Here is a 23629-nt window from a genome sequence, read left to right on the forward strand (position 1 = left end):
GCCGGGAAATGGAACAAACTTTATTTGATGAAAAGGCCCAAAAAGCGCTGCAACTATTATTTGATCATTATTGGATTCTTCGCTCCGACCAGCCGGAGTGGTACCAACTGATCCGCGAACGGGAAAAGGTGCTGCGCCGCTATATTGATGAAAAATTTGGATTGCGCTTAATCGTTCACCGGCATTTTGTGAAGCTTGAGAAAATCCCGGTTGAACCGGAAGCCTGGATGGGAATCCAGCACTTTCAAGAAGCGATGGATTACGCTATTTTTTGCTGTGCGCTTTCTTTTTTGGAAGGGAAAGCGATTGATGAGCAATTTCTGCTCTCTGAATTGTGTGAGGATATCCAGGCCGATTATCCAGGGGAAATCCCGTTGGATTGGACCGTTTATATTCACCGAAAATCATTGATCCGGGCCGTCCAAATGCTTACGGATTTTAAACTGATCCGGACAATTGACGGGGATGTTAATAAGTTTGATAATAACCAGGAACAGGAAGCGCTTTATGAAGTTACCGTTTACAGCCGCTATTTTATGAGATCTTATCCGGAGGACTTGTTTACGTATGCCAACTGGCAAGATATCTTAAGTGAGGAATGGAAACTGCAGGGAGAAGATGAGCGGAGGAAAAGGGTGTACCGTCAGTTATTTATGTCACCCGCAGTGTACCGGAAACAGCAGAACGATCCGGATTTTCTCTACATCCGTAATTTCCGTAACAGAATCAGCGATGATATGGATAAACATACAGCCTTCCAATTTTCTTTATTTAAGAATGCGGCGATGCTCACAGTACCTGAACCGAAATCCTATCAAACCCTCTTTCCGGACCAAAAGGCATCCAGTGACCTTATACTCCAGCTTTCAGGTATGATTCATTCAAGAAAGGAACAGTTCAATCCAAACGAATGGGGTGAAATTCTCCTAACAGAAGGAGAGTTCGAACAGGTAATCCATGAATTAAAAGAGAACTTTGGTGAAGGATGGTCAAAGGCATATCGTGAGGGATCGCTTTCCACGATTCGCAGGGAATTGCTTGCTGTTCTATCTGAATGGTTAATGGCCGAGACGAATGATGAAACAGGAATGATTATTTTGAAGCCAATGCTTGGGCTGCTTACAGGATCATATCCTAAGGATTTTTTGAAAGGGGCCAAAGAAAATGGGCGAGATAAATAAATGGAAAATGAACCGGGCCGGGTTATTGAACTTTTGGTATTACGATGAAGAAATCTTTGATTTCTCTGACGGGAAGCTGCTTCTTCGCGGCAGCAACGGCTCCGGAAAGTCGGTCACGATGCAAAGCTTCCTCCCCGTGCTTCTCGATGGGAAAAAGTCGCCAGACCGGTTGGATCCTTTTGGTTCGAAAGCAAGAAGGATGGAAGATTACTTACTTGGGGAAAAAGATGTTGTCGATCGTGATGAACGGACCGGCTACCTATTTTTAGAGTATAAAAAAGAGAACAGCAACCAATTCATCACGACAGGCATCGGCTTGCAGGCAAAACGGCATAAAGAAATGAAGTTCTGGGGATTTGTGATTACGGATAACCGGCGGATCGGCCACGAATTCCATTTATATCAAACCCATCAGTCCGATAAGATACCGTTTTCCGCTAAGGAACTGGAGAACAGGATTGGGGATGGCGGACAGGTAGTGCGCGGCCAGCGCGAATATATGAATCTGGTAAATAAGCATATATTCGGTTTCCAAACACTCGATGCGTTCGAGGAATTAATAAAGTTATTGATCCAGCTGCGCAGCCCGAAGCTCTCAAAGGATTTTCGCCCTACTGTCATATATGAAATTTTGGAATCGGCGCTGCCGCCGTTGGGGGATGATGACTTACGGCATTTGTCAGATACAATCGAGAATATGGACCAGGCCCGGCAGCAGCTGGAGCAATTAGAGCGGGAACACCAGGCCACAGATAAGCTGGTCCAGGTGTATGATCAGTATAACCGGTTCATTCTAGCTGAAAAAGCGGATTCCCTATTGAAAACGGAAAAAAATCATAAGGCTGCTCGAAAAAACAAAGAAGAAACCGAAGAAGCGGTACAGAAGCTTACCGAAGAAATCGCTGAATTACAAACCGATCAGGTGGAGCTCAAACGGCGGAAAGAAGTAGCAGAAGGAGAACGAGAGCGCCTTAATAAGCATGAAGTCTGGGGGTTGCAAGAAGAATTGACAAAAACCCAGGACAGAAATGATCATCTTAAGCAAGAACTAGAAAAGAAAAGAGACCAGCTTGATAATAAGAAAAAACAAGAACGTGACCATCAGGCAAAGTGGGATAAAGTGAGCGTTTCGATCCGTAATTTAGAGCAGGAAACCCATGATACGATTGAAGACATGGATTTGGATGCGGATGAAGCAGCCTTTTCCCAACATCCAATGAATGTCGAAGATTATAAGAGGAGTGAAACGGGTCCGTTTGACTTTACGGTTTGGGAAACTGAATCATCCTCTCATGCTGCACTCCTTGAAGAAATCAAGAATGAATTCCTTTTACAGAGTCAATTCAAGCATGAAATGGAAGTGAAATACCGGGAAGCCTCGGATCTCAAACAGGAGATGGATAAGCTTCGCAATGAGCAGTCTGATTTGGAAAGTCTTTTCGAGAGTGATAAACAAGCATTTGAAGATGCCATTTTTCAATGGATGGAACAACATCCAATGCTAGAGATAGATAATATGATGAAGCAAGAACTCTCTCGTTCCATTTATTCTCTCTATGAAGAGGTTTCATATGATGACTTAAAAACGCCATTTATTGAGAAGATCCATGATTATCAACAATTACTGGTCCGTGAGCAAGGGGGCGTCAAGAGCAAAATCACAAACAAAAGTCAAGAAAAGGCTGGATACGAAGAAAAAAGAAACTATTGGAAAAACGTGACCGATCCAGAACCGGAAAGGGCTGAGGCGACAAGCTTCTTCCGGGAACAATTAGAAGTGGAAGGTAAAGCATTCGTCCCTTTTTATGCTGCAGTGGAATTCCAGGATCACGTACCCGAAGATCAAAGGGAACGGATTGAATCTGCTTTAAGACAGGCTGGTATTTTAGACAGCTTAATCATTGAAAATCCGGATGGTCTGCATGACGATAGGTATATTCGCCCGAATCCTTCGATGTTTGGGCATACATTAGCTGACTACCTAAAAACGGATCTGGATAAAACCCATCCGGTTTCGCATCAATTGATTGATGATGTACTTCGAAGCATTTTAATAGAGGATGATCCAGGTGCTGACTCAACTGGATCATTGAGCATGAATGAAACCGGATCTTATCGGATCGGCGATATTTTTGGACATGCACCCATGGAAGAAGGCTCGCGCTTTATCGGTCGTTCTTCAAGAAAGAGGTATCAGAAGGAAAAAATCGCGGAATTTGAGGCAAAAATCGACATCGTCTTACAAGAAATTTCCGAACTGAAGTCTTTGGAAAGTGAACTGGAAAACAAATACGCGGAATCAACAACCTGGAAAAACTTATTCCCGGGGGACCAAGACCTGAGGGTGATCTACAGGAATCTGCAAAGTTACCAGAATAAAATCGAAGCAATGCTAAACTCCTATCATGCGGTCGATGCACAATATAAAAAGGCCGCAGGAAAATATCAGGAGATAAAGCAAACCATTTTTGAAAAGTCGAAGAATATTGAGTTGAAACCGGATCTGGAGTCGTTTACTTCAGCCCTTCAGTTCATGAGAAGCTACCAATCTTTTTTGAACAAACTTGAGAAAGCAAATATACGCTTGGTGCATGCCTATAAAGATCGGAAAACAATAGAAAACAGAGTGGAAGAACTTAAAGCAGAGATTGATGAATTAGCCGGCGACTGTAATGTCCTCGATAGCAACATTAAACGGACGGGTGCCGAAATTGAAGCAATCAAAAACCAGTTAAAGCTTCAGGGAATCGATGATGTCCTCAAGCGAATTCGTGAGGTACAGCAGGAATGGTCCATTCTTGATAGGGAGCTCGATGAAGTCAAAGAAAAGCTGCCAATGAAACAAGAAAAACTAAACCAGGAAAAGAAACAGCTTGAAACAGCCAAATATCAATTAGCATTCTGGTCCAATCTTTTGGAGAGCTGGGAACATGCACTCGACAAAGAACTTTCCAGAAAATTAATGGAGGTGGAAGACCCTTCAGCTCAAGGATTATTCGACCGGTATCAGACGGAATTTAAGAAATACGACCGGGCGAAAATGAATGAACAATTAACGAAGGCCTATTACAATGAACAACAGCACGTAATGGAATATAGATTATCGGAATACGATGAGCCGCTTGAGCAGCCGGAATGGTTTGATGAGGAGTGGGATGCAAACCATCAAATTCATATCCAGCAATGGATTCAATTGAATCGCAGAAAGATTATTCTCATGGAGTACCAGGGTCAAAAGGTGAGTCCTTATTTTGTATTAAACTCGCTGGACCATGAGCTTAGCAACCAGCAGCAGTGGCTGGATGAACAGGACCGCCAGCTCTATGAGGACATTATCTTGAAATCTGTCGGGGTCATCTTAAGGAGCAGGATCCAAAGGGCGGAAAAATGGATTAAGCAAATGGATAAACTGATGGGAAACAGAAACAGTTCTTCCGGGCTGACATTCTCTATCGCCTGGAAACCGAAGACAGCAGAAGCGGAGGAAGAGCTTGATACAAGAGAGCTTGTCCAGCTTCTGCAAATGAACAGTAAATTTTTAAATGAAGAAGACCTGAACAAAATTACCCGACATTTCCAGTCAAGAATTGCAAAGGCGAAAGAATTAATCGAGCTCCGCAATGAAGGGAACACCCTTCATCAGGTGCTGAAAGAAGTACTTGACTACCGGAAGTGGTTTTCATTTGTTTTATCGTACCGGCGGGAGCGGGAACCAAAGCGTGAACTTACTAATAATGCCTTTTATAAGTTTAGCGGCGGAGAAAAGGCTATGGCGATGTATATTCCTTTATTTACAGCAGCCTACTCGCGTTATCAGGAGGCGGATCCAGCTGCTCCATACATCATTTCCCTCGATGAAGCATTTGCCGGTGTGGATGAAAACAATATCCGTGATATGTTTGAAGTCGTCGAAGAACTGGGCTTTAATTACATCATGAATTCTCAAGCATTGTGGGGCGATTATGATACCGTTTCAAATCTGGCCATCTGTGAACTTGTCCGCCCGAAAAATGCCGACTTTGTGACGGTTATCCGCTATATCTGGGACGGACAAACAAAATATCTGGAAGATAGGGAACTGGTATTACAGGAGTGAGTAAGATGGGCAACATATGGGAATTGTTTAGGAATGAACCGGGATTCCATAAGCTTTTTATCCGCTTTAAGGATCGGTACCGTTCCCTTGACCGTGTTGGCGGGGCAGCAAAGATTGCTGACTTTTCAGAGGAAGAATTCGCAGCAATTGCAGGTTTTATGGCGCTTTCTCCCCATGAGCTCAAGATAAAACCTGCTGTATCGCTTAGAAAATTCGAAGAACAATTAGCAAACACCAATCTGGCAGGCTTGACTTTAAGGCAATTGCTTGAAGTGTATTTTGATGAACCGCTTATTTCAAAAGCTGAGGAGCAACTTAAAACGACAGGTGAGGCAAAAGGTTTTTACGGAAGACTGGCTGTGGAGCACCCTCATTTAGGATGGTGGTTTCAGAGAATTCTTCAGAAACAGCCGGATACTAGATTTATCCAGGTTTTATATAAGCAAGATAAACAAAACCTGGAACGGATGCTCCAAAATGTGGTTAAGGCTTTTGATCGACTGCCTGAGCATGGCCAGTATGAACGCCTTCCGCTATTTTCCCAGCGGATTACCGGGAATCCCCATTCATTTGATAGGAATCGAACCCAGGGGAAGCTGCTGCTGCATCTGCTCGCTGCAAATCAGGCGGAACAAGGAAACAAGGAATCTTCAGCATGGAAGCACACGGAACAAATCAATGAACTGCTGCTGAACTACGGGATTCTTCGTGATGATCTATGGAATTTTGTGACTTGCAGGGGATTCAAAGCCTATCAAAGGGGGGAGGAGCACCCTGTTTGGCGGGCGGCAGCTGCTTGTAGGACGGTGATGAATATTCCTGTGAGGGAATTGACCACCCTTGATGCTATCAGGCCATTTGCAGGTAAAACGGTATGGGTCGTTGAAAACTCGGGAGTATGTTCGGCAATTATGGACGAAGTTGCTGATGAACCGCTTGTTTGTACACATGGGCAATTTAAAGCCGCCAGCTGGATATTCCTTGACCGGCTTGTGGAGTCAGGCTGCATTATTTATTATGCAGGGGATATGGATCCGGAAGGGTTATTGATGGCTCAAAAGCTAAAAAACCGCTATCCGGAGAATACCAGGCTCTGGAGAATGGACCCGGAATCCTATTATTTGACCATGTCCGAAGAAAAAATAGAAGATCGAGTGAATCAGTTACGGAATATCGATGACCCAGAACTGAAAAAGACTGCCGACGTTATGATGGAATATGGATTTGCTGCCTATCAAGAAGGGCTTGTTGAGTTGTTGGTCTCAGATATCCAAAAGGTTTCTTTTAAAACCCTCTAATCTTCTCCATATGATAAAAGGGCGCCTCGGTTTCATTTGCCGGGGCTTTTTCTTTGTTTTTCGAAAAATATTGAAGGTGAGAGTTTAATTTGAAATACAATGTGTTATAATTTTATTACAGTCATATTTGTAACAACTTTAAAATGTAATACCCTTCACTATATCAGGGCCACACGATACCTTGCTTCTTACCGGATCATGTAAGAATGTTAGTTATGTAATTTTAGTGAAAGATGAAAAAAGAGAGACTATGCAGAATGGTGGTAAACGGAATGGAAAAGGAGAAAAAATTTATTCGGAAAGTCAATCAGCAAGGCAACAGCTTGTCTGTAGGAATTCCAAAAGAAGTGGCAGAATGTATGAATATAGGCAAAGGCGAAGAATTAGAGGTGATTTTCAACGAAGAGACAAACGAGTTGAAAATGAAAAAGCTTGCAAAACTTCCAGAGGGTGTCCGTCCTGAAGTGCTTGAAGCGCTGCATAGTGTGATGGGCCAGTATAAGGCGGCTTTAAAAAACCTCCAAGACCGTTGATGTTAAGCAAGGTCGATGATTCTCGAGGGGGAAAGAAACAATGGCTGTTTATTTCAATGCAGAAGAAGTATTAACAATTCATCTAACCATCATGTCAGAGCATGATGATCTAGAACAATCAGGAATCAAATTCCCTGGCCGCTTCGCTTCTATGCTAGAGCGACCGAGGACAATCTTATTTGGTCAAGAGCAATATCCGTCGATTTTCGAGAAAGCCTGTTGCTATTATCATTCGATTGCTACCGAGCACATTTTTCATAATGGAAATAAAAGAACCGCATTGACAGTGTTTCTTATCTTTCTCGAGATTAATGGACACAGTATGGTTTGGACTGAAAAACAAGCTGAAGATTTCACAGTCAAGATGACACTTGACGAAAGATACAAGGGAAATAATGCAATTAGTAACTTAACAAACGATTTAAGAGGCTATTTTATCTAAAGAAGAGTTGCTGCTTGATTCTTGAGCACACAACTCTTTAATTTTATTTCTTCTTTAACTCATCTAACTGTTATAAAGGGCTTTAGCTCCAATTCGATGTTATCAAGCTGTTTTTGCAAGGTGGTGATGTTCCCGCCTACAGATTCCAACTTCCCAAATCATTTTGTATACGAACGTAGTCAGCTTTCACATCCTGGATTTTATATTCAACCTCTCATATTTACACCTCATTTCCTTATCCTTTATTCATACCATAAACTACCCATGTACCACGAAAAAGTGTGCTGGTTTGCCGAGATTTTTGGCAGGCTTTTCATTTTATCCGAAAAAGAAAATCATTACATAGATTTCCCATCAGAACCTAGTTCCGAAACATTCGCAGCCTTCTTGGAAGCATTGCAAAAGTTTTGGAGGATACAATTCTATTATTAATCATGTTGTAAAAAGAAAATTCAGATTTTCAGCCTTGGTTGATCTATAATTATGATAAGTAGAAAAGGAGTGGTCATGATCGTAAAGAAGTTCACGGGAGCCTTTTGGCTGCTTCCGTTTATCATCTTCACGCTGGGGATATCTATGTTCGGAGTTTCCCCTGCATTTGCCGAGAAAAAAACCTATAGGGTGGCAGGAGAATGGGCGCTTCCCCCTTTCTCTTACACAAAAGAAGATGGGACCCTTACTGGTATCAGCATCGATTTAATGGAAAAAGTCGCAATTGAAAATGGACTTCGTTTCGAATATGTTCCAATGAGAATTGGCGAAGCAGAAACAGCGCTGCAGAACGGAACTGTTGATGCAATTGCTGGTATTACTTACAGTACGGAAAAAGAAAGGCGGTTTGATTTCTCTGATCCATATTTTACGATGTCTGACTCGCTTATTATTCCAAAGGAGAAAAAAGACAGCATTCATGGAATGACAGATGTGCGCGATTTACAGGTAGTGCTGGAGAACCGCACGCCCGCACTCGCCACCCTGCTAAACATGCGTAATACAAATCTTACACTTGCGACCAACCAATATACCGGCCTTCTCACACTTATTCAGGGAAGGGCAGACGTTTTGATAGGGAATAAATGGACTTCCACTGTCTACTTAAAACATTTGAAGCAAAAGGGTAATTTTATTATTCTTGATGAAGTCATCGAACCCGCTGATTATGCAATCGCTGTCAAGGAAGGCAATGAAGATCTACTGCGGATGATAGATGGCACCCTTACAAATATGAAGGCAAAAGGGGAAGTGAATACCCTCATTGATAAATGGGTGAAGCTGCAGCCGGAGGCAGAAATCGCCCGATTAAAGCAATTTATCTTTCTCCTGACTATCGTGTTAATGGGTGCGGCGCTTGTACTTTTTTTCATTTATGTCTGGAATCAACGACTTAAAAAAGCCGTCTCCCTCCAGACGCGAAAGCTTCAGGTTTTAAATAAAGATCTCCAAGATCAGCAGCAACGGATTGCTGATAGCAGTATTTTGAAAGACCAAATTTTGAATCATATCGACACAGGTATCGTTACTTTTGACCTTAATTATACGATGACAAGCTGTAACGCAAAAGCATATGCCATGCTCGGTCTTTCTGCAGATATGTCGCTTAAGTATCAGCATTCCTCCCTGTTAGAGCGGCTCTTCCGGCATTATACTGTTGAACATGAACTGCAAGAAGAATCAGCTGTCCCGCTTATTTTTGAAATAAATGATAACGGCCAAAAAAAGGTTATATACTACCACATGCTCCTAATGTACGATTCTCAAGTGAAACAGACCGGGTACTTACTATCGATGAATGATGAGACTGAAAAAAAGAAGCTCGAGCAAAAACTGATTACCCAGGAGAAGCTGCATGCGCTAGGCCAGCTTGTGGCAGGAGTTGCACATGAAATCCGTAATCCACTGACGTCGATTAAAACGTTTATTGACTTGCTCCCTAGTAAATATGATCGCCCCGGGTTCCGGGATATGATCATTGAACATGTGCCTGCCGAAGTGAACAGGCTGAATACGATTGTTACTGATTTGATTGATTATGCACGTCCTCGTCCGCCAAATAAACAGAGTTGCTCTGCTGATGAGCTAACCTCTTTGCTTTCGTTTCTTCAGGTCACGATAGAGAAAAAACATATTATTGTTGAACAGACGTTTGACAAAAATCTTTTTTTCTATATCGATCCGCAGCAAATTCGGCAGGTGTTGCTCAACTTAATCCTAAATGCAATCGATGCCGTAGAGGAAACCGTCGAGAAAAAGATCACGATTTCGATAGAAAAGGAGAACGAAGATACAGGCAGGATAATAATTGCAGATACAGGAAAAGGAATAAGGAAGGAAGAACTAAACCGCATCTTTGAACCTTTTTATACAGGCAAAGAACAAGGGGTGGGGTTGGGCCTTACCTTATCCTTCAAACTGATTAAAGAGAATAATGGGGATATTCATGTAAACAGCCGGACCGGCCAGGGGACAACGTTTATTGTACTACTACCAATGTATAAGGAGGCGATAGGAAATGAAGCCACACATTCTAGTCATTGATGATGAACAAGCCATTTGCGCATCTCTAAGCTTTGCGCTTGAGGACGATTATCGTATCACAACAACAACCGATCCAGCAAAAGGTCTCCGGATTATTGAAGATAACGGCATTGATATCGCGCTGCTCGACCTTAGCCTGGGTGGCAGCAATGGTCTTGATGTTTTGCAGGAAATCAAACAAAAAACCCCATCTGTTACCGTGATCATGATGACGGCCTATGCCTCGATTGAAACTTCCATCGAAGCTATTAAGAAAGGGGCCTATTATTATATTGAAAAGCCTATTAACATGGAGGAACTCCATTTGCTCATGATGAGAGCAGCTGAATTTAAGCAAATGTCTTTTCAGTTAGAGACATTACACGAGGAATTGGAGCAAAGACGCGGCTATGAAAACTTCCTTGGCAAGAGCAAAGCCATGCAGGTTGTTTTTTCGATGATCGAACGCATCAAAAGTATTGATTCCAGTGTCTTGATCACAGGGGAAAGCGGAACTGGGAAAGAACTTGTGGCCCGGAGCATTCATAACACAGGAAAGCGAAAAGGTGGTCCTCTTGAAACTGTAAATTGTGCAGCTATCCCAGAAACATTGCTCGAATCAGAGTTGTTTGGATACGAGAAAGGGGCGTTTACAGGAGCGACGCAGCGGAAGGAAGGTAGATGGGCCGCAGCCAATGGAGGAACGCTGTTTCTGGACGAAATCAGCGAAATGCCGCTTGCCCTTCAGGTGAAATTGCTGCGTGCTCTCCAGGAACGCGAAATTACACCGCTGGGTTCCAATATAAAGATTCCACTGGATGTACGGATTGTCAGCGCCGCCAATAAGAACCTGGAGCAAATGGTGATGGAAGGAACATTCCGTGAGGATTTGTATTTCAGGCTTAATGTCATCCCGCTTTCGATCCCGCCGTTAAGGGAAAGAAAGGAAGACCTGCCGCTCTTGATCGACCACTTCTTACAAAAATATAGCAAGGAAATGAATCGGGAAAGGAAATCGTTCTCTTCAACTGCCCGTGGGCTTTTGCTTGACTATAGCTATCCAGGAAATGTTCGGGAATTAGGAAACATCATTGAATATTCGGTTGCATTATCCCAAGATGATGTAATGACAGATGTGGATTTGCCACCGAACGTACAGCAACAAAAGCCAGCCTTTTCCGCCTCTATTACTAAAGATGAGGGAAGCCTTCAAATACCGATAGGAATTCCCATGAAGGAAATTGAAAAGAAAGTGATTGCTGCCACTCTCAATCACTGTGGAAGGCATAAGCGGAAAACAGCCCTGACACTGCAGATTTCCGAGCGCAGCTTGCGCGACAAGATAAAGCTTTATCAACTTTAGGCAAAAATACCCCTACCTCAAGTAATGCGAAGGGCGGTTGCCCAATGTAGGGTGTGGAGCGACAATAAAGTTGTTTAAAATTATTAGTAATGAGTGCCTTATAATGAACAGTAGACTGACCGATGAAGAACGCCTAGCCTACATCACTAAGTATCCAATCAAGCCGCAGGGGAAAGGTGTATGCGAATATTCATGAGGCAAAGCGGAAGAAAAAATAAAAAAGCCAGGACGAGTCCTGACTACCCTAATGCAAGTTTACCATAAGGGGGCGTTCTGGTGGAAGCTGCTTACAAGAATGATATGATCGCTGAAATAGATTTGATGAACAATAAAAAACTATATTGTGTGAAGGATGGAATCCTGATTGAACATGACCTTCCTGATTATGGTGAGACATTGATTATTACCCTGGGAGGGAAGGTTGATAGATTGGAAACTACGGTAAAGAGGAAGGTCTGTAAGGGTGTTAATGGTGGGTAGTTCAAGGTATTAAGGAGCAGTATGATAAATAACAGGCAAAAAACGAGCAGCCCGGCAAATTTTGCAGAACAAATCGGCAAAAATTGCCGGGGTGTTCTGCAAAATCTATATTTAATCTTGAAAGCGCATACATTTAAAAGGATCCAGAGATTTGGCATGGAATTTGCATGTATTTTACAACAAGAAAGGAGATTCAAAAATGGAAAAACAGATACTCTTCGCAGGAGTCCTGCTGCTTTCCCTGTTACTGGCAGGGTGCTTGCCTGCGAATGGGACGCAGGAAATTCCTTCTCCTGCCCTTCAGAAGCAGTCATCTTCAAAAGATAAGAATGCCCTGATAATTGCGACAGGGGATATGTCAGGTGTCTACTTTTCCTTAGGACAAGCTATGGCTGATATGTATGAAAAATACAACGGAGCAGCTTCTGCCACTCAAATTACCAGCGCTTCTATTCAAAATGCGAGACTGACCAGTCAAAAGAAAGTTGAACTCGGTTTTGCTTCTGTGGATGTGCTTGACCGGGAAACACAGAAACCAGAAGATGCAGATAGCCGTACCAAGCTTCGGGCGCTTACCGGACTTTATGCTAACTACGTTCATATTGTGACAACAGAAAAAAGCGGTATCCGTTCTTTAAAGGATCTGTCCGGAAAACGAATCAGCCTAGGCTCGAACGAAAGTGGAACAAAACTAATTGCTGAACGAACACTTCTATCAGCTGGCCTGACCAAAAATGACATTCATAAGTACTTTTTTTCTTTCTCTCAATCGGCAGATGCCCTGCGTAACGGAACGATCGATGCTGCCTTTTTTTCATCGGGTTTGCCAAATCCGGAGATCGCAACGCTTGCTGCACAATTGCCGATTACGCTCATTCCGATTCCTAAAGAAATTGTGGATCGCCTCCACGAGCAGTATGGCTTTTATATGGAAAGAGATATTCCACGTGAAACATATGGAATGAAGAGAAATATCGAAACGTTAGCTGTCAAAAATGTACTGCTGACCTATCGTGATTTGCCGAAGCAAGAAGCTTACGAACTCGTTGATACTTTGTATACACACTTACCCGAACTGCAGCAAATACACCCAGCTGCCCGGGACATTAAGCTAACAGATGCAAAAACAGGCATTCCGCTCGATTTTCACCCTGGAGCCGTGAAATATTTTACCGAACATGAAATCATTCATTAAATATTAAAAAAATCAGGGAGGTCAAAACAAATGAAAAAAATGATCAGCTTACTTATTGTTCTGATGCTGGCGGCTCTTGCAGGCTGTGCTAATCCAACACCACAAAAGCCTGGAGAGTCCAAACAGGCAAGTGGATCCAATGAAGGAGGAGGGGACAAGCAAATCACGATTGCAGGAAACGGCGGCGTAATTGAAAGAACCGTTCGTGATGTAATCGCTCCTAAATTCAAGGAAGAAACTGGCATTCAAGTAAATTACATATCTGGCCTATCTGGTGAAATTTTATCCAAGGTAGAGTTGCAGAAAAATGCGCCGCAAATTGACATTGCTTTCTTTGTTCCTGTCGATGTACAGCGTGCAATGGATAAAGGGCTTACTGAAACGATTGACGAAACAAACGTTGCGAATATGAAAAAGGTAGATTCACGGTTTGTTGCGGTTGACAAGGCAGCGGCACCGGCATTTGGGCTTGTGATCGCTCCTGGTTATAACACCGAGACTTTTAAAAAGAACGACCTTAAACCGATTGAATCATGGAATGACTTAATTTCTCCTGATTATAAAGGAAAAACGGCTTTTTCTGATATCAACAATGATTGGGGCTTTAACACTCTCAATGCGCTGGCAATGGCAAATGGCGGAAGCACCGACAACATGGAGCCCGGTTTTGAAAAAGCGAAAGAGCTTGCTGGTTATTCCAGTACTTTTTATAAAAATTCAACCCAAATGATGCCGGCGATACAGCAGGGTGCCGCTGATGTCACAGTAATGGGAAGCTATGCGATAGCTGAACTGGCAGCTTCCGGTGTGCCGATTAAAATGGCCGTGCCAAAAGAAGGAGTGCCGCTCCAAGCATTCAGCGCCGCCCTTGTGAAAAACACGCCGCGTGAACAGGAAGCGATTGACTTCATCAACTATCTAATTAGTGAAGAATCACAAAAGTTGATTGCGGACAAGGGTTTTTACCCGGTTGTCGACGGAATGAAAATACCAGAAAAATATGAAGGTTCTATAGGGCTTAAAGAAACAGATAAAACATTCAAGCCTGATTTTGCGAAATTCGCGGAAATTCGCGCTGAATGGTCAGATAAATGGTCAAAAGAAGTAACCCCCGAGCTTGGCAAACTACTTAAATAATAGGTAAGAAAGGTGGGATTTCTTCTCATGCAAGCTATTAAAAACGATGTGGAGATAAAAGGTGCATTTAAACAATATGGGTCCAATATCGTATTGAACGGGATTAACCTAGGTGTAAAACAGGGGGAGCTGCTCACCCTGCTCGGACCATCCGGCTGTGGCAAAACAACGACACTAAACCTTATCGCCGGCTTTCTCGAAGCAGATGAAGGAGATGTCTATATTAAAGGGAAAAAGGTGACAAAGGTACCGCCATTTAAGCGTGATCTAGGAATGGTCTTCCAGACATATTCCCTTTTCCCTCATATGACTGTCTATGAAAATCTGAGCTTTGGATTGAAGCTGCGAAAGGTCGCAAAGCCGGAACAAAAAAAGAAAATTGACCGCGCCCTTGAACTCGTAAAGATGTCTGGTCTTGAAAACCGCTATCCCCGGGAGTTATCCGGGGGACAACGCCAGCGTGTAGCGATATCCAGAGCACTTGTGGTAGAACCCGAATTGCTGCTGCTTGATGAGCCTCTTTCCAATCTGGATGCGAAATTACGTCATGAACTGCGTGCGGAGATCAAACGCTTACAGAAGGAGATTGGTGTTACAACCATTTTCGTGACACATGATCAGGAAGAGGCGCTCTCGATATCGGACAGGGTAGTTGTCATGAATGCGGGGAAAATTGAGCAAATCAGTTCGCCAACCTCGATTTATAATCATCCTGATACAGAGTTTGTTTTCCAATTCATCGGCAAATCCAACAGCTTTGAGGGGAAAATTACGTCAGTGGACAGCCGAAAAATCTCCGTACAAATGGAGAATGAGATAACGCATGTTGATGTGGGAAATATCATGGGTACCGACCGTGCCTGCAAGGTTGGAGACGAAGTGAAGCTTTACATTCGGCCGGAAAAAATATGCATTGCTGCTGCTGCAGAGAATGTTTCAGGGTTATCCCTGGATTTGCACAAAGCAAGCATAACCCAGTTAAACTACCTGGGTACTTCTTGGGAAGTGGCTGTATCCCTGCTTGGTAAACCGCTGCAGATCCTTACGCCTGATTTTGATTCTTCATGGCAGGCAGGAAGTGAGGTGTATGTCGGATGGAGCCCGTCAGACATTATGCTGATCAAGAAATAAATCAAGAACCAAACACAGGAGCGAATCTGCAAAAGACGCCTAAGAATAAGAAAAGAAGAAGCTGGGGTCCGGGGCTTCTTCTCCTTCTCCCGATTCTGTTGTTTATCTTTGGCTTTTTTATAGTTCCGATGTTGTACATTCTTTATTTGAGCTTTATTACAACAGACGAAATAGGCGGTACAACAGCAGCTTACAGCCTGAAAAACTACGCGCAATTTTTCACGGACAGCTATTATTTGTCATCTCTTTGGTTAACGGTGAAGATAAGTCTGTATACTGTCATTCTTTCCCTTCTCCTTGCCTATCCGGTTGCACTGACAATGGCAAAGAGCTCGCCGCGTGTCCGCGGCTATATCGCTTTGTTGATCGCCTCACCGCTTTTGGTCAGTATCGTTGTCCGTAATTTCGGCTGGTATCTCTTGTTATTGCCGAACGGGACGATTAACCAAACCCTGATGTCGCTTGGGATTATCAATGCTCCGCTAAAGCTGCTATTTTCAGAGCTTGGAGTCGTCATCGGTCTCTCGAATGCGTATCTGCCCTTTATGATCCTGGCGATTGCAACCAGCCTGTACAATATCGACCCGTCCTTGGAGAAGGCGAGTGCTATCCTTGGAGCAAGCCCACTCCGAAGCTTTTTCTCGATTACACTGCCGCTCAGCCTGCCGGGCATCGTGTCTGGGTGCGTGCTTGTGTTTAGTCTGTCTATGAGTGCATATGTGACACCAGCTCTCATGGGAGGGGCGAATGTACCGATGATGCCAGTGGTTGCGTACGATCAGATTAATAATCTGCTCCGCTGGACGTTTGGTTCCGCGATTTCATATGTCCTTCTCGCTACAACGCTCATCACTGTAATCGTTTTTACGCGTACATTTGAAAGAGGAAAATTTAAGGAGGTGTTCCGATGATGAAAAGTCTTGGCAAACTGCGCATGGCTGCAGCTGTAATAACGATCATATACATTTTGATTCCGCTTATTGTGGTCATTCCCGCTTCGTTTACCAGCGCAAACTATCCAAGTTTTCCGGCAGAGGGCTTCTCCTTTCAATGGTATACGGAGCTTCTGAATCGTCCTGAGTTCGTGGAGGCGATGGTAAATAGCGTAAAATTCGCGCTGCTGGCAGCCTTCTTTTCCGTAGTATTCGGCACGCTTGGGGCGCTTGCGATTGCGAAGTATGACATACCGGGCAAAGCCTATCTTACTTCACTTTTGACCTCGCCATTAAGCGTGCCGCAGCTCGTGCTCGGGATAGCACTGCTGATTTACTTTACACCGATGATGCTCGCTGGTACATCGACAGGATTTTTACTTGCTCATATCGTCATTTGTATCCCTTACGTCATCAGGCTCGTTCTAACCGGTCTCAGCGGCTTTGATTACAATCTTGAGCGGGCAGCGGCTATCTTAGGAGCTAATCCGGTGGTGGTATTCTGGAAAGTGACACTGCCGCTCATCCGACCGGCAATCATTTCAGGAGGCTTGTTCGCCTTTCTTACATCTTTTGATAATGTAACCGTGTCCTTATTCATGGTTTCGCCGGACATGCGCACATTGCCGATTGAGATTTTTTCACAGATGCAGGATGCCTATAATCCGATCGTTGCCTCCGTTTCCAGTTTGGTTATTTTCATCTCTGTCATTTTGATTATTATTCTTGAAAAATTACAGGGAGTAGGAAAGGTGTTTGGCGGCTCTCACTCATAATCAGTTTTTTGAGGTGAGATTTGGATTAGAATGGAGCAATTAAACGGAAAAAGTGTAGAACGATTTCTATGCCATAATGGCTCGGAAATCGTTCTACATATAAAAATCAGATAAATGTTTGCTTTATTTCTCTCCTTGGAAGAGTAGGTCTACGAGAGTCTCTACCAGAATATCAAGATTTTTTTAGGAATAGTGTCAATGAATTTAAAAAATGCAAGCATTCTTATGTCATACAATTAGCAGGCAGGAAGGAGTTATCATGATGGACTTGGGGTTAAAAGGAAAAGTTGCTCTAATCACAGGGGCGAGTAAAGGTATCGGATTGGAAACTGCCCTTCATTTAGCCTATGAAGGAGCGAAAGTCGCCATATGTGCCAGAAATAAGGAAAACCTTAAGGCTGCAGCAGCACTTATCTTTGAAAAGACAGGCGCCGAAGTATTACATGTCGAAGCAGATATGACTCTGGAAGAGGATTGCAAACGGGCAGTGACCCAGTCAGCCGAACACTTTGGACGCTTGGATATTGTCATAAACAACGCAGGTACCTCTTCAGTCCATCCATTTGAGAAAGTGGGGACTGATCTTTGGCAGCAGGATCTCGATTTGAAATTATTTGGCGCGATCCATTGTTCACGCTACGCACTGCCTTATATGCGGCAAGTGGGCGGCGGTGCAATCGTCAACGTGACAGCTGCTATTGGCAAGACCCCGCCAGCTTCCTCTTTGCCTACCACTGTGAGCCGGGCAGCAGGTATGGCTCTTACAAAAGCAATGAGCAAAGATCTTGGCCCCGATAACATTCGTGTAAACACAGTATGTATTGGGCTGATCAGAAGTGATCAGATTGAAAAAAAGTGGAAACAGGAAGCACCTGAACTGACATGGGAAAAATACGGAAAAAACCCAAGCCATCATATCCCTCTCGGACGGATAGGGAACACCAAGGAGGCAGCTAAAGTGATTACTTTTCTTGTTTCAGATGCAGCTTCCTATGTAACGGGGACGGCGGTTAATATTGATGGGGGGAGATCGGGAGCTTTGTAAAAACTTTATATGTTTTATATCGAACCGGGTAGATCTGATAGAGCTGGCATTCTTGAGATTTTGTCTATATCCTTACCGTTTATTACACTGATTAATAAGGGGTTAATACTATGGTTACTCACACTTAAAGCCCTCCAATCCACTTTATTTGTGCAGATACCTCTATTAGTTTTTACATCAATCTTTCTTTAATTCGTCTAATTGTTTATAAAGGGTTTTTAGTTCCAATTCGATGTCATCAAGCTGTTTTTGCAAGGGGGAGATGTTCCCGCCTACGGATTCTAATTTCTCCAAATCATTTTGCAAACGAACGTAGTCAGCTTTCATATCTTGAATATTATATTCAACATCAGCCTTGTTCATAGTTACACCTCATTTCCTTATCCCTTATTCATACCATAAACATGCACTCATGCACCACGAAAAAGTGCGCTGTCTGCCTGAGTTTTTGGCAAAGGTAAAAATTTTCTCAGAAAAACAATTGTAATAGAAGCCAGACAAAGTCCAAAACTTTGGAAGGTATCTGGTTTTTTTAGTTTCTCTTTCTGGAGCTATCGAATATATCCACGGGTCGGTTGTTTTTGGAGTATATTAAAGATTCTCAATATTATATTTACATTGTAGTTATTATGCTATTTAATAGATATAGGTTTTACAATTACTATTAAAATAGGGGGAAAGACATGAGACAGATAGGTAAAAAATCTCTAGTGTTAATTTCTGCACTTATGCTTGTATTATTAGCAGCTTGTGGTGGAAATAGTTCACAATCAAGTGGGGAAGGAGATAAAGGCGGTACCATTAATGCGAAAATTGGAGTTATTTCTTATTTAACAGGTCCAGGAGCTGCCTATGGAGAAGCGATTACAAACGGATTCAAATTAGCTCAAAAAGAAATTAACGAAAAAGGAAAAGTAAACATCGAACTAGTTATTGAAGATTCCGCTGGGAAACAAGAACAAGCTTTATCCGCTTCACAAAAACTAATGAGTGATGATGAAATCGTTGCTCTGTTAGGACCAACATTAAGTACAGAAATGAATGTTGTTGGACCTGAAGCAGATTTAAATGGAATTCCAATTATGGGTACATCAACTACAGCGGAAGGTATCCCGCAAATTGGTGAATATGTATTTAGAAATTCAATTCCTGAAGCACTAGCCATTCCAGTTGCCATGGAAAAAGCAGTGAAGAAATACGATGTAAAAAAGGTCGCTCTTATTTATGGGAATGACGATGTGTTTACAAAGTCAGGCTTTGACACAATGAAAGAAGAAGTAGAAAAAATGGACCTTGAAGTCGTAACGACTCAAACATTCCAAAAAGGGCAATCAGACTATAATGCTCAATTAACGAAAATTAAAGGACTTAATCCTGATTTAATTTTAGCTTCAGCTTTATACAATGAAGGTGCTGTTATTATGGATCAAGCTAGAAAAATGGGGATTACAGTACCGTTTGTGGGTGGGAATGGTTTTAACTCACCTGAAGTTATTAATATCGCTGGAAAAGCTGCTGATGGATTATTCGTTGCTACGCCTTGGTTCTCTGAAAAAGAAGATCCAAAGGTACAAGAATTTATTAAAAAGTATGAAACAGAATATGGTAAAAAGCCAGATCAATTTGCAGCTCAAGCATACGATGCGCTTTATATTATGGCTGAAGGATTGAAAAATGCTGGCGAAGCAGACCGTGATGCACTTCGTGATGCACTTGCAGAAATTAAAGACCTAGAAGGAATTTTAGGATCATTCTCATTTGATAAAGACGGAGATGTTGAAATGGATCCAATTGTTTTAACAATCAAGGACGGAAAGTTCCAAATCTTCGAATAGTTAGTTGTAATATTCTGTAAAATACCTTTATAAGTACAAGTTTCTATTGATAAGATGATCGTGTTGCCGCTCTATGGATTACCGAAGAATAAATGTATGTGTAAATCGAATAGCAGTGTATGTGCTATACCTTGGATAATATGTTGGGGTATAGCCTTTCTGTTCATTTAAGGAAAATAAATTGGAAGAAAGGGATGAGATGACTTGCTTTTAGAACAGCTAATTAACGGAATCACATTGGGAAGCATCTATGCAATCATTGCCCTTGGATTCACCCTTGTATTCGGGGTTTTAGGTATCATCAATATGGCACATGGAGAAATCTTCATGTTTGGTGCCTTTATGGGGATTATTGTAACGAGCACATTAAAATGGCCACTTTGGGCTGCCTTTCTAGTAGCCATAGCTGTTACGGCCATTTTAGGATATATGCTAGAGCGATTTGCGCTTCGACCACTTCGCGGAAAGCAAGGTGTTTCCCATCTTGCCCCATTAATAAGTACGATTGGTGTATCCATTCTACTTGAAAATATTTCACACCATTTATTTGGTGCAGGCAACCACCCGTTTCGCAACTCTTTTGCAGAAATCAACTTTCAAATTGGTTCGATAACGGTATACCTTGTCCAAATTATCATTTTTGTTATTTCTATTATATTAATGATGGCACTTTCTTATTGGTTGTTAAGAACAAAGGCAGGGAAAGCACTAAGAGCAACTGCTGAAAATTTAGAAACAGCCAGTATACTAGGCGTAAATACAAAAAAAATTATTATTTTAACCGTCATTATTGCATCTGCAATGGGTGGAATTGCTGGTATTTTAGTTGGAATGGCCTTTAACTCTGTGAACCCACAAATGGGATTATCGATGGGATTAAAAGGGTTAGCGATTATTATATTGGGTGGAATGGGTAATGTGAAAGGTGCGATGGCAGGTGGATTAATTCTTGGGTTATCGGAGACTTTCGTTGTTGCGTATGGAGATTCTGGTTATCGTGACGCAATAGCATTTATAATCATAATCATTATTCTGTTAGTAAGGCCACAAGGAATATTCGGTCAAAAGTCAGCAGCGGAAGGTCGGTGATCGTATGCTAGGTGAGTTTATTAATCCATATTATTTACAAATAGGTTCATTTATATTAATTAATATCATTCTGGCAATTAGCATTTATGTCACGCTATCCTCTGGCCAATTATCGCTTGGCAGTGCTGGTTTTATGGGGATTGGAGCTTATACATCAGCTCTATTAACCATCCATTTCGATCTTCCTATACTAGTAGGAATTATTGCAGGGTCATTAGTTGCTGGCATTTGCGGAATTATTGTCGGCCTTCCTTCATTGCGATTAAGTGGCGTATATTTGGCAATTGCCACACTCGGATTTGGGGAAGTAATGCGAGTCTTCTTCGTAAACTGGGAATCCGTTACAAAAGGTGCCGTTGGTCTTTCTGGCATTCCTCATATTGGAAGAGAGCTGCTAAATTTCTTCCGAGATGCTGGATTTGATCCAAGCAGTATTGGGATGCGAAATAATCAATTTACTTATTTACTGGTATTAATTCTTTTATTACTTATCAATATTTTTATTATTTGGTTTTTTGTTAGACAAAATAAATCACGTGTTGGCCGTGCTTTCGCAGCTATTAAAATGGATGAAAAAGCTGCAGAAGCAATGGGAATTAATATTACGTATTATAAAGTGCTGTCTTTTACACAAGGAGCTATTTTAGCAGGTTTTGCAGGAGCGTTATTTGCACACGTATTAGCTTATATAAGCCCAGCAGATTTCGCTTATCATCGGGCGATCGAAATACTAATCTTTGCTGTATTTGGTGGTAGTGAAGTTATATTAGGAGCTATTTTTGGTGCAACTTTTATGACGATTATGCCGGAAGCGCTTCGTTTTATTAGCGAATACCGTTATATGATTTATGGTCTTGTATTAATCTTCATGATGGCATTTCGTCCCCAAGGAATTATTGATGAAAATATCATGCAGTGGTTAAAAAAGAAATTACCATCTAAAAGGGGGAGAAGTCATGGTTCTAGAAATCAAAAACATATGTAAAAACTTTGGCGGAATCTCTGCTTTAACCGATGTTTCGATTCGTATAAATGAAGGAGAAATATATGGTTTAATAGGTCCTAATGGAGCTGGGAAAACAACGATGTTTAACATTATTACAAACATGTTCCCGCCAACAACAGGAGACATTACCTTTTTTAATAGAAGAATTACGGGGATTAAACCACATAACATCACCGATCTTGGGATTTGCCGGACTTTCCAGAACATTCGTCTATTTTCTCAAATGACGACTTTAGAGAATGTAATGGTTGGTGCCCATTGCCGCAGTAAAGCGGGTGTGTTAAGCGGTGTGTTTCGTCCTAAATCGCAGCGCACGGAAGAGCAGCAAATTCGTGAAAAAGCAATAGAGCTTTTAGAACTAGTTGGCTTATCAGAGTATCATGATGTTGTGTCAGAAAATTTAGCATATGGTCAGCAAAGACGTTTAGAAATTGCCAGAGCGATAGCGAGCGATCCGAAATTATTATTACTGGATGAACCTGCGGCAGGTATGAATGAAACGGAAACAGCTAATTTATTCGATTTAATTAAACAAGTTCAAGCAAGGGGAGTGACCGTTTTAATTATTGAACATGACATGCCTCTTGTTATGAAGCTCTGTGATCGGATTACTGTATTAAACTTTGGTAAGAAACTAGCAGAGGGAACACCTGAGGAAATTCAAAACAATCCTGCGGTCATTGAAGCCTACCTTGGATCAGAGGAGGATGATGAAATTGCTTAAAGTAACTGGAATTGAAACATTTTATGATAAAATCCAAGCGTTAAAAGGAATCAGTCTTGAAGTGGAGCAAGGCAAAATTGTCACGATTTTAGGGGCGAATGGAGCAGGCAAAACGACGACGATGAAAACAATAGCTGGTTTACTAAAGCCTAAAAAAGGAAAAATAGAATTTTTAGGTGAAGATATCACAGGACTAAGACCAGACCAGCTATTAAAAAAAGGAATTGCCCTCGTTCCAGAGGGTAGAGCCATTTTATCTTCCATGACAGTCTATGAAAATCTTGAAATGGGAGCATATCAACGTAATGATAAGGAAGTCGAACAAGATATTGAAAATGTGATGAAGCTCTTTCCTATTTTGAAAGAAAGAAAGACGCAGTTAGCTGGGACTCTTTCAGGTGGCCAACAGCAAATGCTTGCCATTGCGCGAGCCATTCTTTCAAAACCAAAATTATTATTATTAGACGAACCTTCAATGGGACTTGCGCCTTTAATTGTAACCGCTATTTTTAAAATTATTAAAGAGATTAAAGAAAGTGGGACAACCGTTCTTCTTGTTGAACAAAATGCTAAACAAGCATTGAAGATCGCTGATTATGGCTATGTTTTGGAAACAGGTAAAGTCATCATTAGTGGAAATGCAGAAGACTTACTAGAAGATTCGAGAATCGTTGAAGCGTATCTTGGGAAAAAATCTAGTTAAGGATTAATGATACCAACAAGGGGGCTAAGCAGCTCCCTTTTTCTTTTCACTCCTATTTCACAAAGTATGAAAACAGAGGGTAGTTTATTATAATTTAATTTTATCTAACTGTTTGTAAAGGGTTTTTGGCTTCAATTCAATGCACTTCC

The 23629-nt window shown here is 42.0% G+C and carries 20 protein-coding genes; 19 read left to right on the forward strand and 1 reads right to left on the reverse strand.

Features of this window, described 5'->3' with window-relative positions:
- Positions 1-8: 8 nt before the first annotated feature.
- From ELQ35_RS11535 to ELQ35_RS11600, 14 genes are all read left to right on the forward strand, one after another.
- On the forward strand, positions 9-1181 hold the full coding sequence (locus tag ELQ35_RS11535) for a TIGR02678 family protein (protein WP_126864976.1): 1173 nt from the start codon (positions 9-11) through the stop codon (positions 1179-1181).
- Positions 1165-5277, forward strand: a complete 4113-nt coding sequence (locus ELQ35_RS11540) for a TIGR02680 family protein (RefSeq protein WP_126864977.1) — start codon at positions 1165-1167, stop codon at positions 5275-5277. Before ELQ35_RS11535 ends, ELQ35_RS11540 begins: the two co-directional genes overlap by 17 nt.
- 5 nt (positions 5278-5282) lie before the next feature.
- A complete protein-coding gene (locus ELQ35_RS11545; protein WP_126864978.1) occupies positions 5283-6575 on the forward strand; it encodes a TIGR02679 family protein in 1293 nt (430 codons plus the stop codon).
- A 272-nt stretch (positions 6576-6847) separates the two neighbouring features.
- Positions 6848-7108 carry an AbrB/MazE/SpoVT family DNA-binding domain-containing protein gene (locus tag ELQ35_RS11550; RefSeq protein WP_185861743.1) on the forward strand — a complete coding sequence of 87 codons (261 nt, stop codon included), beginning with the start codon at positions 6848-6850 and terminating at the stop codon, positions 7106-7108.
- 40 nt (positions 7109-7148) lie between these two features.
- Positions 7149-7550, forward strand: coding sequence for a type II toxin-antitoxin system death-on-curing family toxin (locus tag ELQ35_RS11555; RefSeq protein WP_126864980.1), 402 nt, complete (start codon positions 7149-7151; stop codon positions 7548-7550).
- Between the two features lie 483 nt (positions 7551-8033).
- Positions 8034-10085 (forward strand): transporter substrate-binding domain-containing protein, encoded by a 2052-nt coding sequence (locus ELQ35_RS11560; protein WP_126864981.1) that lies wholly within the window; start codon positions 8034-8036, stop codon positions 10083-10085.
- Positions 10060-11427, forward strand: coding sequence for a sigma-54-dependent transcriptional regulator (locus ELQ35_RS11565; RefSeq protein ID WP_126864982.1), 1368 nt, complete (start codon positions 10060-10062; stop codon positions 11425-11427). The genes ELQ35_RS11560 and ELQ35_RS11565 overlap by 26 nt, the downstream gene beginning before the upstream one ends.
- A gap of 276 nt (positions 11428-11703) precedes the next feature.
- Positions 11704-11907, forward strand: a complete 204-nt coding sequence (locus tag ELQ35_RS11570; protein ID WP_246026051.1) for a DUF3954 domain-containing protein — start codon at positions 11704-11706, stop codon at positions 11905-11907.
- 199 nt (positions 11908-12106) lie between these two features.
- Complete coding sequence (locus ELQ35_RS11575) at positions 12107-13102, forward strand: TAXI family TRAP transporter solute-binding subunit (RefSeq protein ID WP_126864983.1); 996 nt, start codon at positions 12107-12109, stop codon at positions 13100-13102.
- 30 nt (positions 13103-13132) lie between these two features.
- A complete protein-coding gene (locus ELQ35_RS11580) occupies positions 13133-14239 on the forward strand; it encodes an ABC transporter substrate-binding protein (RefSeq protein WP_126864984.1) in 1107 nt (368 codons plus the stop codon).
- Between the two features lie 27 nt (positions 14240-14266).
- Positions 14267-15370 carry an ABC transporter ATP-binding protein gene (locus ELQ35_RS11585; RefSeq protein WP_126864985.1) on the forward strand — a complete coding sequence of 368 codons (1104 nt, stop codon included), beginning with the start codon at positions 14267-14269 and terminating at the stop codon, positions 15368-15370.
- A complete protein-coding gene (locus ELQ35_RS11590; RefSeq protein ID WP_126864986.1) occupies positions 15334-16281 on the forward strand; it encodes an ABC transporter permease in 948 nt (315 codons plus the stop codon). The genes ELQ35_RS11585 and ELQ35_RS11590 overlap by 37 nt, the downstream gene beginning before the upstream one ends.
- Positions 16281-17078, forward strand: a complete 798-nt coding sequence (locus ELQ35_RS11595; protein ID WP_126865109.1) for an ABC transporter permease — start codon at positions 16281-16283, stop codon at positions 17076-17078. Before ELQ35_RS11590 ends, ELQ35_RS11595 begins: the two co-directional genes overlap by 1 nt.
- Positions 17079-17340: 262 nt before the next feature.
- Positions 17341-18123, forward strand: coding sequence for an SDR family NAD(P)-dependent oxidoreductase (locus ELQ35_RS11600; RefSeq protein WP_126865110.1), 783 nt, complete (start codon positions 17341-17343; stop codon positions 18121-18123).
- Between the two features lie 177 nt (positions 18124-18300).
- On the opposite strand, the gene ELQ35_RS11605 is transcribed toward ELQ35_RS11600, so the two are convergent.
- Positions 18301-18486 carry an SE1832 family protein gene (locus tag ELQ35_RS11605; RefSeq protein WP_126864987.1) on the reverse strand — a complete coding sequence of 62 codons (186 nt, stop codon included), beginning with the start codon at positions 18484-18486 and terminating at the stop codon, positions 18301-18303.
- A 320-nt stretch (positions 18487-18806) separates the two neighbouring features.
- Between ELQ35_RS11605 and ELQ35_RS11610 the strand changes: the two genes are divergently transcribed.
- From ELQ35_RS11610 to ELQ35_RS11630, 5 genes are all read left to right on the forward strand, one after another.
- A complete protein-coding gene (locus tag ELQ35_RS11610; RefSeq protein WP_126864988.1) occupies positions 18807-19958 on the forward strand; it encodes an ABC transporter substrate-binding protein in 1152 nt (383 codons plus the stop codon).
- A gap of 204 nt (positions 19959-20162) precedes the next feature.
- Complete coding sequence (locus tag ELQ35_RS11615; RefSeq protein ID WP_126864989.1) at positions 20163-21047, forward strand: branched-chain amino acid ABC transporter permease; 885 nt, start codon at positions 20163-20165, stop codon at positions 21045-21047.
- A 4-nt stretch (positions 21048-21051) separates the two neighbouring features.
- On the forward strand, positions 21052-22032 hold the full coding sequence (locus tag ELQ35_RS11620; RefSeq protein ID WP_126864990.1) for a branched-chain amino acid ABC transporter permease: 981 nt from the start codon (positions 21052-21054) through the stop codon (positions 22030-22032).
- Positions 22004-22777, forward strand: coding sequence for an ABC transporter ATP-binding protein (locus ELQ35_RS11625; protein WP_126864991.1), 774 nt, complete (start codon positions 22004-22006; stop codon positions 22775-22777). Before ELQ35_RS11620 ends, ELQ35_RS11625 begins: the two co-directional genes overlap by 29 nt.
- Complete coding sequence (locus ELQ35_RS11630; protein WP_126864992.1) at positions 22770-23480, forward strand: ABC transporter ATP-binding protein; 711 nt, start codon at positions 22770-22772, stop codon at positions 23478-23480. The genes ELQ35_RS11625 and ELQ35_RS11630 overlap by 8 nt, the downstream gene beginning before the upstream one ends.
- The last annotated feature ends 149 nt before the right edge of the window (positions 23481-23629 follow it).

This window comes from Peribacillus cavernae, from assembly GCF_003989135.1.
Classification (GTDB): Bacteria; Bacillota; Bacilli; order Bacillales; family DSM-1321; genus Peribacillus; species Peribacillus cavernae.